The sequence below is a fragment of the Allostella sp. genome, from assembly GCF_041913585.1.
In the GTDB taxonomy this organism is placed as follows: domain Bacteria; phylum Pseudomonadota; class Alphaproteobacteria; order ATCC43930; family Allostellaceae; genus Allostella.
Map to the genome: position 1 here is coordinate 1 of NZ_JAYSFE010000079.1, position 10,448 is coordinate 10,448.

Annotated in this window: 13 protein-coding genes; 7 read left to right on the top strand and 6 right to left on the bottom strand. The window is 72.5% G+C overall.

What is annotated here, in order from left to right; translation table 11 throughout:
• Positions 1–2,025 (top strand): molybdopterin-dependent oxidoreductase (locus ACE3Q3_RS15285; protein WP_374447514.1); only part of this gene is annotated, 2,025 nt, incomplete at its 5' end.
• 13 nt (positions 2,026–2,038) lie between these two features.
• Here the strand turns inward: ACE3Q3_RS15285 and dps are convergent.
• From dps to ACE3Q3_RS15300, 3 genes are read right to left on the bottom strand one after another with little or no spacing between them, the layout of a single operon-like run.
• Positions 2,039–2,512 carry a DNA starvation/stationary phase protection protein Dps gene (gene dps, locus ACE3Q3_RS15290; protein ID WP_374447516.1) on the bottom strand — a complete coding sequence of 158 codons (474 nt, stop codon included), beginning with the start codon at positions 2,510–2,512 and terminating at the stop codon, positions 2,039–2,041.
• A 56-nt stretch (positions 2,513–2,568) separates the two neighbouring features.
• Positions 2,569–3,852 carry an MFS transporter gene (locus ACE3Q3_RS15295; protein WP_374447518.1) on the bottom strand — a complete coding sequence of 428 codons (1,284 nt, stop codon included), beginning with the start codon at positions 3,850–3,852 and terminating at the stop codon, positions 2,569–2,571.
• Positions 3,849–4,169: a DUF3572 domain-containing protein gene (locus ACE3Q3_RS15300; protein ID WP_374447520.1), complete on the bottom strand. Its 321-nt coding sequence runs from the start codon at positions 4,167–4,169 to the stop codon at positions 3,849–3,851. Before ACE3Q3_RS15300 ends, ACE3Q3_RS15295 begins: the two co-directional genes overlap by 4 nt.
• A 252-nt stretch (positions 4,170–4,421) precedes the next feature.
• On the opposite strand from ACE3Q3_RS15300, the gene ACE3Q3_RS15305 reads away from it, so the two are divergent.
• The 3 genes from ACE3Q3_RS15305 to ACE3Q3_RS15315 are packed head-to-tail and all read left to right on the top strand — an operon-like array spanning position 4,422 to position 6,533.
• Positions 4,422–5,285, top strand: coding sequence for a 3-hydroxyacyl-CoA dehydrogenase NAD-binding domain-containing protein (locus ACE3Q3_RS15305; protein WP_374447522.1), 864 nt, complete (start codon positions 4,422–4,424; stop codon positions 5,283–5,285).
• A gap of 46 nt (positions 5,286–5,331) precedes the next feature.
• A complete protein-coding gene (gene def / locus ACE3Q3_RS15310) occupies positions 5,332–5,877 on the top strand; it encodes a peptide deformylase (RefSeq protein ID WP_374447524.1) in 546 nt (181 codons plus the stop codon).
• Entirely contained in the window at positions 5,874–6,533 is a 660-nt protein-coding gene (locus ACE3Q3_RS15315) for a COQ9 family protein (protein ID WP_374447526.1), read from the top strand. The genes def and ACE3Q3_RS15315 overlap by 4 nt, the downstream gene beginning before the upstream one ends.
• A gap of 7 nt (positions 6,534–6,540) precedes the next feature.
• Here ACE3Q3_RS15315 and ACE3Q3_RS15320 read toward each other — a convergent pair whose 3' ends face one another.
• From ACE3Q3_RS15320 to ACE3Q3_RS15330, 3 genes are all read right to left on the bottom strand, one after another.
• The gene (locus ACE3Q3_RS15320) at positions 6,541–7,641 is read right to left on the bottom strand and encodes a 5-(carboxyamino)imidazole ribonucleotide synthase (protein WP_374447528.1); all 1,101 of its coding nucleotides are present in this window, start codon (positions 7,639–7,641) and stop codon (positions 6,541–6,543) included.
• Entirely contained in the window at positions 7,638–8,141 is a 504-nt protein-coding gene (gene purE / locus ACE3Q3_RS15325) for a 5-(carboxyamino)imidazole ribonucleotide mutase (protein WP_374447530.1), read from the bottom strand. Before purE ends, ACE3Q3_RS15320 begins: the two co-directional genes overlap by 4 nt.
• Positions 8,142–8,276: 135 nt before the next feature.
• Complete coding sequence (locus tag ACE3Q3_RS15330) at positions 8,277–8,480, bottom strand: YdcH family protein (protein ID WP_374447532.1); 204 nt, start codon at positions 8,478–8,480, stop codon at positions 8,277–8,279.
• A gap of 57 nt (positions 8,481–8,537) precedes the next feature.
• On the opposite strand from ACE3Q3_RS15330, the gene ACE3Q3_RS15335 reads away from it, so the two are divergent.
• From ACE3Q3_RS15335 to ACE3Q3_RS15345, 3 genes are all read left to right on the top strand, one after another.
• Positions 8,538–9,623 carry an ATP-dependent 6-phosphofructokinase gene (locus ACE3Q3_RS15335; RefSeq protein ID WP_374447534.1) on the top strand — a complete coding sequence of 362 codons (1,086 nt, stop codon included), beginning with the start codon at positions 8,538–8,540 and terminating at the stop codon, positions 9,621–9,623.
• Entirely contained in the window at positions 9,620–10,141 is a 522-nt protein-coding gene (locus ACE3Q3_RS15340) for a TIGR02444 family protein (protein ID WP_374447535.1), read from the top strand. The genes ACE3Q3_RS15335 and ACE3Q3_RS15340 overlap by 4 nt, the downstream gene beginning before the upstream one ends.
• A 97-nt stretch (positions 10,142–10,238) precedes the next feature.
• Positions 10,239–10,409: a YdcH family protein gene (locus tag ACE3Q3_RS15345; protein WP_374447537.1), complete on the top strand. Its 171-nt coding sequence runs from the start codon at positions 10,239–10,241 to the stop codon at positions 10,407–10,409.
• The last annotated feature ends 39 nt before the right edge of the window (positions 10,410–10,448 follow it).

The following is a 10,448-nucleotide window of genomic DNA, read 5'->3' on the forward strand; positions in this document are numbered from 1 at the left end:
GATTGCCCGTCCACCTGCGCGCTGGAGGTGGAGCGCATCGACGCGCGCACGATCGGGCGCGTCCGCGGCGCCCAGAATCCCTACACGGCAGGCGTCGTCTGCGCCAAGGTCGGCCGCTACGCCGAACGGGTGCACCATCCCGACCGGCTGACCCGGCCGCTGAAGCGCATCGGGCCGCGCGGCGTCGGCGCGTCCTCCTATGCGCCCATCTCCTGGGGCGAGGCGCTCGACACGGTGGCCGACGCGCTGAAGCGCGCCGCGGGGCGCCTCGGGCCGGAGACGGTGTGGCCCTACTACTATGCCGGGACCATGGGGCTGGTGCAGCGCGACGGCATCAACCGCCTGCGCCATGTCATGGGCTACTCGCGCCAGTTCAGCACGATCTGTACGACGCTCGCCGATTCCGGCTGGGTCGCCGGAGTCGGCATGAAGCGCGGCGTCGACGGGCGCGAGATCGCGGAGAGCGACCTCGTCGTCATCTGGGGCGGCAATCCGGTCTCGACCCAGGTCAACGTCATGGCCCACGCCACCCGCGCCCGCAAGGAGCGGGGAGCGAAGATCGTCGTCGTCGACGTCTACCGGACGCCGACCGCCGAGGTCGCGGACCATTTTCTCTGCGTCCGCCCCGGCACCGACGCGGCGCTGGCCTGCGCCGTCATGCATGTCCTCTTCCGCGAGGGTTTCGCCGACCGCGCCTACATGGCCCGCTACGCCGACTGCCCGGACGAGCTGGAACGCCACCTCGAGACCCGCACCCCGGAATGGGCCGAGGCGATCTGCGGCGTGCCGGCCGACGACATCCGCGCCTTCGCCCGGCTCTACGGCGGCACCAAGCGCAGCTTCGTCCGCGTCGGCTACGGCTTCGCGCGCTCGCGCGCCGGGGCCTCCAGCGTCCATGCCGTCACCTGCCTGCCGACGGTGACGGGGGCCTGGCAGTATCCCGGCGGCGGCGCGCTCTATTCCAACGGCCAGCTCTACGGCATCGACAAGACCCTGATCGAGGGGCTCGACCGGGTCGACCCGAAGACCCGCATCCTCGACCAGTCGCGGATCGGGCCGATCCTGACCGGCGATCCGGAGGCACTCGTCGGCGGTCCGCCGGTGACGGCGCTCTTCATCCAGAACACCAACCCGATGATGGTGGCGCCGGACACGACCCGGGTGCGGGCGGGGTTCCTGCGCGAGGACCTCTTCACCTGCGTCCACGAGCAGTTCCTGACCGAGACGGCGGCGATGGCCGACATCGTCCTGCCGGCAACCACCTTCCTCGAGCATGACGACTTCTACCAGACCAGCGGCACCAGCTTCTTCCACGTCACCCGGGCGGTGATCGAGCCGCTGGCCGAGGCGAAGCCCAACCATTGGGTGCTGGCCGAACTCGCCCGGCGCCTCGGGGCCGAGCACCCGGGCTTCGCCATGTCGGAATGGGAGATGATGGAGGCGACGCTCGCCGCCTCCGGCTATCCGTCGGCGGCGGCGATCCTGGCCGACAGCGGCTGGACGGACCGGATGCCGCCCTTCGAGAAGGCCCATTTCCTCGACGGCTTCCCGCACAAGGACGGGAAGTTCCATTTCCGCGCCGACTGGCAGTCGATCGGGCCGGACTGGCGGAAGCTGCCGCCGCTGCCCGACCAGACGGCGCTCTTCGAGGCGGCGACCGAGGAGCACCCGTTCCGCATGCTGGCGCCGCCGGCGCGCTCCTTCCTCAACTCGACCTTCACCGAGACGCCGTCGTCGGTGAAGCGCGAGGGACGTCCGACGGCCCGCATGCATCCCGACGACCTGGCGGCGCTGGGGCTGGCCGACGGCGCCCGCATCCGCCTCGGCAACCGCCGCGGCACCGTCGTGCTGCACGCCCGGGCGGGCGACGGGCAGCAGCGGGGCGTCATCGTGGTCGAGGGCATCTGGCCCAACGCGGCCTTCGAGGAGGGCACCGGCATCAACACGCTCGTCGGCGCCGACCCCGGCCCGCCCCAGGGCGGCGCCGTCTTCCACGACAGCGCCGTCTGGGTGCGGGCGGCCTGATCCGGGCGGGGGATCAGCCCTCGAGGTGTGCCTCGAGGAACCAGAGGTCCTTGTCGACCGCGCGCGAGATGCCGGTGAAGAGGTCGGCCGTGTCGGCATCGCCGAAGCCGGTCGCGGCGTCGATCGCGGCCCGCGCCGCCTTGCCATAGGCGGCGAGCGCGTCGGCGAGGCGGGCGACATGGTCGCCGCCGTCGGCGCGCAGGGGGTAGGCGGCGAGCGTGGTGCGCTTGGTCACCGCCTGCAGCGTGCCCTCGGCGACGCCGCCCAGCGCCGTCACCCGCTCCGCCAGTTCGTCGACCTGGGCGTCGACCCGGCCGGCGATGGCGTCGAACAGTTCGTGGATGGCGATGAAGTTGCGGCCCTTGACGTTCCAGTGCGCCTGCTTGGCCTGCAGCTTGAGGTCGATGGCGTCGGCGAGACGGGCATTGAGGAGCTCGATGGACTTCTCGCGGACCTCCGGCGCGAGGTCGATCCGGGTATTGCGCATGGGGACCCTCCTTTAGAATTGTTCCAAACTAATATGGGGTCGCCGTCGCGGCGCCGCTAGACCCGGCGGCGCCCATCGACGCCGAGCAGGATGGCAAAGCCGATGGCGAAGAAGACGATGATCGTCGCCATGCCCGCGCGCTGGCTGCCGAAGGCGAGCGTCGTCCAGGCCAGCGCCGCGGGACCGACGAAGGAGGTCGCCTTGCCGGAGAGCGCGAAGAGGCCGAACATCTCGCTTTCCCGCTCGGGCGGGGCGAGATGGGCCATCAGCGACCGGCTCGCCGCCTGGGCCGGCCCGACGAAGACGCCGAGCGCCAGGCCGAAGACCCAGAACCACGCCTTGTCGTCGACCAGGAGCACCGCGGTGCCGGCCGTCATCAGCCCGGCGATGGCGGCGAGGATGGTGGTCTTCGGTCCGACCCAGTCGTCGATCCAGGCGAAGGCGGCCGCGCCCAGCCCGGCGGTGACGTTGAGGGCGATGCCGAAGAGGATGACCTCCTCGAAGCTCATGCCGAATGTGCCCGCGGCGTAGATGCCGCCGAAGGCGAAGAGGGTGTTGAGGGCGTCGGTGTAGAAGAGGCGGGAGACGAGGAAGCGGGCGACGTTGCGCTCGCCCCCGAGATGGCGGAGCGTGCGCCCGATCTGGGCGAGGCCCGCCCGCGCGGCGGCGACGGGCGCGACCCCGGTCGCCGGCCGGTCCGGGGTCAGGACGAAGAACGGGAGCGCGAAGACGGCGAACCAGATCGCGGTCAGAGGCGCGGCCGCGCGAACGTGCTCCGACGTCGCCTTGTCGAGGCCGAACAGGGGCTGCGGCGCCATCACCAGCCCGAAGAGCGCCACCACCAGGCAGAGCAGTCCGCCGAGATAGCCGACGCCCCAGGCCCAGCCCGACCAGCGCCCGATCCGCCCGGGGGGGACGAGGTCCGGCAGCATGGCGTTGTAGAAGACGGTGGCGACCTCGAAGGCGATCACCGCGACGACCGCCAGCGCCAGGGCGAGCGGCACGTAGGACGGGTCGGGGCGGACGTACCAGAGGGCGCCGCCCGCCAGGATGCAGGCGAGCGAGAAGGCGAGGATCCACGGCTTGCGCCGGCCCGAGCGGTCGGCGACGGCGCCCAGCACCGGACCCAGCACCGCGGTGGCGATGCCGGCCAGGGCCATGGCGTGGCCCCAGGCCGCCGTTCCGGTCTCGACGTCGGCGGCGACGCCGCGGACGAAATAGGCCGAGAAGACGAAGGTGACGACGACCGTGGGGAAGGCCGAGTTGGCGAAGTCGTAGAGGCTCCACGCGACCAGTGCCGCGCGGCTGGCCGGCGGGCGATGGGCGGCCGGCACGGTCACGATTCCACCTCGCCGCCGCCGGGCAGGCGCCGGCGGGCCGCCGCCGGCAGGGCCGGGTCGATGCCGGCTTCGGCCGCGAAATCCAGCACCCAGCGCTCGTCGCCGAGCAGGCAGTCGAGGACGCCGCCGAGAAAGGCGGGGTCGGTCGCCCGCGCCCGCACTTCGTCGAGCCCGGTGCCCGCCAGCGCCAGGAAGCGCAGCAGGCGATCGTCGTCGGCCGCGATCCAGGCGAGCGCCCGCAGCGCCAGCGCCTCGGCCTCGGCCACGTCCATGCCGCGCGGCCCCGGCCGCGCGCGCGTCGTCTTGGGGATGAGCACGGGCGGGATGGCCTCCGGTCCTGGGCGGGAGGCCGATCCTATACCATCTCAGAGCCGCGGGTTGGCGGCGACCTCGCAGGCGACGACGACGATCGCGGCCGCCAGCATGGCGACGGTGGTGGAGAAGAGCAGGAGCGACAGGCGCTGCATCGGGTCCCTCGCGTGTGGGTTGCCGCTCGGTCGCACGGGCCGCGCCGCCGGTTCATCCGAGACGTGACGGCCGGCGCCGGTTCGGGCTAGGGTCGCGGCCGCATGACCGAAATCCGATCCGTCCTCGTCGCCGGCCTCGGCACGATGGGACGCGGCATCGCCGCCGCCTTCGCGCGCGGCGGCCATTCCACCGCCATCCTGACCCGCGCGCCGGAGAAGGCGACCGGCGTGCCCGAGGGGGTCGCCGTGCTGGGCGACCTGCCGGCGCAGGCACCCGACCTCATCGTCGAGACGATCGTCGAGGAGATGGCCCCGAAGATCGCCTTCAACGCCCGGGTCGAGGCGGCCTATGGCGGCCGGCCGATCCTGGTCACCAACACCTCGGGGCTGCCGGTCCAGGAACTGGCCGACAAGCTCGCCCATCCCGAACGCTATGCCGGCCTGCATTATTTCCAGCCGGCGGACGTCATCCCGCTGGTCGAACTGGCGGCGATCCGGCAGACCGACCCCGCGGTGATGGAGGCCGTCGCCGCCGCGGTGGCGCGCTGCGGCCAGCGCGCGCTGCCGCTCGGGCAGGCGCTGCCCGGCCTGCTCATCAACCGGCTGCAGCACGCCATCCTGCACGAGGCCTACTACCTGATCGAGAAGGGCGTCTGCACCGCGGCCGAGATCGACATCGCGGCCAAGGAGATGCTGGGGCCGCGGATGTGCATCACCGGGCTGATCGAGCAGAAGGACCTGTCCGGGCTCGACACCCATGCCCTGGCCCAGGCGGCGATCGTGCCGCATCTCTGCCACTCGGCGACGCCGAGCCCGGTGGTGCAGGACAAGTTCCGGGCGGGCGATCTCGGCGTGAAGACCGGCCGCGGCTTCTACGACTGGCGCGACCGCGACGTGGCGGCGCACCAGGCGAAGACGCGCGCCCGGCTGAACCGCCTCCTGGCGCTCCTGGCCGAGAAGGACTGAGCGCGGCCGGCTTTACCGGCCGCGACCGCGGCGCCATATTCCGGGCATGGCCATCCTCAAGATCGCCCGCATGGGCCATCCGGTCCTGCGCCGGGTGGCCGAGCCGGTGCCCGACCCGACGGCGCCCGCCGTCCGCGCCCTCGTCGCCGACATGATCGACACCCTGGAGGACATCGGCGGTGCCGGGCTGGCGGCGCCGCAGGTGCATGTGCCGCTCCGCCTCGTCATCTTCCGCGTCCGCGCCGAGCGCCTGACCGGCGACGCCGAGGACGTGCCCCTGCCCATGCAGGCGCTGGTCAATCCGGTGATCGCGCCGCTCGGCGAGGAGAAGGCGCTGCGCTGGGAGGGCTGCCTGTCGGTCCCCGGCCTGCGCGGCGCCGTGCCGCGCTGGCGCCGCCTGCGCTATTCCGGCACCGACCTCGACGGCCGCCCGGTCGAGCGCGTCGTCTCGGGCTACCACGCGGGGCTGGTGCAGCACGAGTTCGACCATCTCGACGGCATCCTCTATCCCGCCCGGATGACCGATTTCTCGCTCTTCGGCTTCAACGAGGAGATGGCGAAATATCCGCCCGACCTGGAGGTGCCGCGATGACCATGAGCGACCGGCGCGAGGCGCTGGTGCTGGCGGCGGCGGCCAACGCCGCCTTCGACGGCTGGACGATGACGGCGATCCGCGCCGGCGCCCGCGACTGCGGCATCCCGGCGGCCGAGGTGCCGGACCTGCTGCCGGGCGGCGAGACGGAACTCCTGGTCGCGTTCAGCGAGTGGGCCGACCGGCAGATGCTGGCCCACCTGGGCCAACTGCCGATGGAGGCGATGAAGATCCGCGACCGCATCGCGGCCGCGGTGCGGGCGCGCATCGATGTGCTGGCGCCCTACCGCGAGGCGGTGCGGCGGGGGGCGGCGGTGCTGTCGCTGCCGCACATGGCGCCGACCGGCGCCCGCCTCGTCTGGCGGACGGTCGACGCCGTCTGGTACGCCGCCGGCGACCGTTCGACCGATGCCTCCTGGTACACCCGCCGGGCGCTCCTGGCGGGGGTCTATTCCTCGACGCTCGTCTACTGGATGAACGACCGCTCGCCCGGCCATGCCGAGAGCTGGGCCTTCCTCGATCGCCGCATCGCCGACGTCATGCGCATCCCGCGGCTGCGCCAGCAGGCGGAATCGCTGCTCAAGCGGCTGCCGGACCCGCGGCGCTTCCTGCGCGCCGGCCCGAACCACCGCGGCCGGCGCTTCCTCGGGCGGTAGCGGCCGTTCAGCCGGCCCGGGGGTAGAGCCGGTTGACGTGCCCCATCTTGCGGCCCGGCCGCGCCGCGGCCTTGCCGTAGAGGTGCAGCTTGGCCGCGGGGTCGCAGAGGGCCTCCAGCCAGCCCTCGACCTCGTCGCCGATCAGGTTCTTCATGACCGCGTCCGAGTGCCGCTCGGTCGAGCCGAGCGGCAGGCCGCAGACGGCGCGGACATGCTGCTCGAACTGGCTGGTGCGGCAGGCGTCCATGGTCCAGTGGCCGGAATTGTGCGGCCGCGGCGCCAGTTCGTTGACGAGGATGCGGTCGTCGCGGGTGACGAACATCTCGACCGCCAGCAGGCCGACCAAGTCGAGCGCCCGGGCGATGCGGCAGGCCGTGGCCACCGCCTCCTCGGCCAGGGCCGCTGGGATGGCGGCCGGCGCAATCGTGGTGTCGAGGATGTGGTGGACGTGGCGGTTCTCGACCGGCACGTAGGGCGCGACGTCGCCGACCGCCGTGCGGGCGACCACGACCGAAGCCTCCATGCGGAAGTCGACGAAGCCCTCGAGGATGCCGTCGGCGCCGCCCAGGACCGCGAAGGCCGCCGCGGCGTCGCCGTCGGCCCGGATCATCGACTGGCCCTTGCCGTCGTAGCCGAGGCGGACGGTCTTGAGTACCGCCGGCCGACCGAGTTCGCGGAGCGCCGCCTCCAGTTCGGCCGGCGTCGCGACGGCGCGGAAGGGGGCGGTGGCGACGCCGATGCCATTGAGGAAGCGCTTCTCGGCCAGCCGGTCCTGGGCGATCGCCAGCACCGACGGCGACGGGTGGATCGGCCGCAGCGCCGCCAGGTGCTGCGCGGTCGCGGCGGGCACGTTCTCAAACTCGAAGGTGACGACGTCGACCGCGGCGGCGAAGCGGCTCAGCGCGTCCAGGTCGTCGTAGCGGGCGACGGTCGCGGCCGCCGCCACCTGGGCGGTCGGCGAATCCGCCTCCGGCACGAAGACATGGGTGCGGTAGCCGAGCTGGGCGGCCGCCAGGGCCAGCATGCGGCCGAGCTGGCCGCCGCCGAGGATGCCGATGGTGGACCCCGGACGAACGAGGCCGCGGGAGGCCGGCGCGGGGCCGTTCATGCGCCGCCGCCCGCCACCGGCGTCTCCGGCACCGCCGCCGTCTGGCGCATCCGCCAGCCGTCGAGCGCCTGGGCGATCGCCGGGTCGGAGAGCGCCAGCACCGCCGCCGCCAGCAGCGCCGCGTTGACCGCCCCGGCGCGCCCGATCGCCAGCGTGCCGACCGGCACGCCGGCCGGCATCTGGACGATCGACAGCAGGCTGTCCATGCCCTTCAGCGCATGGCTCTCGACCGGAACGCCGAAGACGGGGAGCGGGGTCATGGCGGCGGCCATGCCGGGCAGGTGCGCGGCGCCGCCGGCTCCGGCGACGATCACCTTGAGGCCGCGATCGCGCGCGGTGCGGGCATAGTGGTGCAGGCGCTCGGGCGTGCGGTGGGCCGAGACCACCCGCACCTCATGGGGAACCGCCAGCGTCTCCAGCGTTTCCGAAGCATGGCGCATCGTCTCCCAGTCCGACGTGCTGCCCATGATGATGCCGACGAGGGGGGAAACCCGTTCCATGATGCCTGGTCCGCGAAAAGCGGCGGATTATAGGGGGTGGCCCGCGCCCGGCAAGCGGCACCGTCGCGCCGGGCGCCGGGTGACGGCGGCCCGGACGATCCGGGCTCAGGCGATCTGGGCCCAGGCGATCCGGGTTCAGGCGATGATATCGGGCAGCAGCAGGCTTTCCAGCTTGGCCATCTGGTCCTTCAGCATCAGCTTGCGCTTCTTCATCCGCTGCAGGCGAAGCTGGTCCACCGGCGCCTGCTCGGCCAGCCGTTCGATCACGTCGTCGAGGTCGCGATGCTCGCTCTTCAGTGCTTCCAGCTTCTGCCGGATGAGCTCCAGGTCCAGATCCATCCCCGCCATCATGCCCGTGCGTGGCACACTCGGCGGCCATACTAGCGGAGAAGCGCGATGACGGCGAAGCGCATCGGCATCCTCACCAGCGGCGGCGACTGCGCCGGTCTCAACGCGGTGATCCGCGCGGTCGTGCTCGCGGCGGGGCGCCGCGGCTGGACCGTGGTCGGCATCCGCCAGGGCACCCGCGGCCTGATGGCCCGTCCACCGATGGCCGACACCCTCGGCGCCGAGGCCGCCGACACCGGCATGATGCGGATGGGCGGAACGGTGCTCGGCACCACCAACCATGGCGACCCGTTCGACTTCCCGATGCCGGACGGCCGGCGGCTCGACCGCTCCGACGAGGTGATCGAGGGCTTCCGGCTGCTCGGGCTCGACGCCCTGATCGGCATCGGCGGCGACGGCAGCCTCGCGATCCTGCGCCGCCTCGCCCGCCAGGGCGGCATTCCGCTCGTCGGCATTCCCAAGACCATCGACAACGACATCGGCCTGACCGAGACGGCGATCGGCTACCAGACGGCGGTCGCGGTCGCGACCGAGGCGCTCGACCGGCTGCAGCCGACGGCGGCCAGCCACAGCCGCGTCATGGTGCTGGAGGTAATGGGCCGCGACGCCGGCCACATCGCGCTCGCCACCGGCATCGCCGGCGGCGCCGACGTCATCCTGATCCCGGAGATCCCCTACGACTTTCCGGTCATCGCCGAGCACCTCCGCCGCATCCAGGAGGGCGGCCGGAACTTCGCCCTCGTCGTGGTGGCGGAGGCGGTGCTGACCGAGGAGGGCCGCCCGGTGCGGCAGGGGCGCGGTTCCTACGGCGGCATCGGACACTATGTCGCGGAGCGGCTGACCCGCGACACCGGGGCCGAGACCCGGGTCACGGTCCTGGGCCATGTGCAGCGCGGCGGGCAGCCGACGGCCGGTGACCGGCTGCTCGCCTCGGCGCTCGGCGTCCACGCCGTCGAGCTGGTGGCGGAGGGGCGGTTCGACCGGATGGTCGCCTGGATCAACCGGCAGGTCGGAGACGTACCGATTCAGCACGCGATCGAGCATTATCAGGCGGTCGATTCCGAGGGCGCCATCGTGAAGACCGCGCGCGGGCTCGGCATCTGCTTCGGCGACCGGCAGGAGACGGCGGCATGACGGCCCACGAGAGCCTCTGGGATTTTTCCATGCGCGTGTATGGCGCGCCGGGGGTGGCGGACTGGTGCCTCGCCCTCCAGGACGGCCACGGGGCCGACGTCAACGTCCTCCTGTGGGCGGCGTGGTGGGGGGCGGCCGGGCTGGCGCTCGCCGCCACCGACCTCGCCGCCGCGGAAGGTGCGACGGGTGCCTGGCGCGACCAGGTGGTGCGGCCGCTGCGCGCCGTGCGGCGCGCGCTCCGCGCCGACATCGGCGCCGTCACGGCCGAGGCGGCGGTGGCCCTGCGCATCCGCATCAAGGCGGTCGAGCTCGAGGCCGAGCGGCTGCAGCAGGCGGCGCTGGAGGCGCTGCGCCCCGCCGGCGAGCGCCAGGGACGGACGGATCCCGGGATCGCCATCGCCGCCAATCTCGGCGCCTGCCTCGACCGGCTGGGGGCCGGCCCGGCCGAACCGCCGCCGGCACTGATTGCCGCAGCGACGGCGCCACTTGGAACTTCGAACGGAAAATCAAGGCGTTGAACCGGTCCGTTTCGGTGGTTCGTCGACCTTGGCGGGGTTCAAGATGGGGCGTAAGCTCCCATATGTCACAGTTGTGACTGACCAGCCGGAGGTGACGATGGCTACTCTTGATCGGATCGATGCGCTTCGCCGTCAGCATTCCCACCTGGAACAGCGACTCGACGAGGAGACGCACCGACCGCATCCCGATGACGGCGTGCTGGCCGAACTGAAGCGCCAGAAGCTGCGGATCAAGGACGAGATCAGCCAACTCAGCCGGCACCCCTGACGCCGGGCAGGTCCAAGCCAAGAAGGCCCGCGACGGAAC

Bases quoted from the DNA above. Each gene is read 5' to 3' on its own strand.
- ACE3Q3_RS15335 (WP_374447534.1), top strand. From the start codon at position 8,538: ATGACGGCGAAGCGCATCGGCATCCTCACCAGCGGCGGCGACTGCGCC.
- purE (WP_374447530.1), bottom strand. From the start codon at position 8,141: ATGGAACGGGTTTCCCCCCTCGTCGGCATCATCATGGGCAGCACGTCG.
- ACE3Q3_RS15345 (WP_374447537.1), top strand. From the start codon at position 10,239: ATGGCTACTCTTGATCGGATCGATGCGCTTCGCCGTCAGCATTCCCAC.
- ACE3Q3_RS15330 (WP_374447532.1), bottom strand. From the start codon at position 8,480: ATGGATCTGGACCTGGAGCTCATCCGGCAGAAGCTGGAAGCACTGAAG.
- ACE3Q3_RS15320 (WP_374447528.1), bottom strand. From the start codon at position 7,641: ATGAACGGCCCCGCGCCGGCCTCCCGCGGCCTCGTTCGTCCGGGGTCC.
- dps (WP_374447516.1), bottom strand. From the start codon at position 2,512: ATGCGCAATACCCGGATCGACCTCGCGCCGGAGGTCCGCGAGAAGTCC.
- def (WP_374447524.1), top strand. From the start codon at position 5,332: ATGGCCATCCTCAAGATCGCCCGCATGGGCCATCCGGTCCTGCGCCGG.
- ACE3Q3_RS15340 (WP_374447535.1), top strand. From the start codon at position 9,620: ATGACGGCCCACGAGAGCCTCTGGGATTTTTCCATGCGCGTGTATGGC.
- ACE3Q3_RS15315 (WP_374447526.1), top strand. From the start codon at position 5,874: ATGACCATGAGCGACCGGCGCGAGGCGCTGGTGCTGGCGGCGGCGGCC.
- ACE3Q3_RS15305 (WP_374447522.1), top strand. From the start codon at position 4,422: ATGACCGAAATCCGATCCGTCCTCGTCGCCGGCCTCGGCACGATGGGA.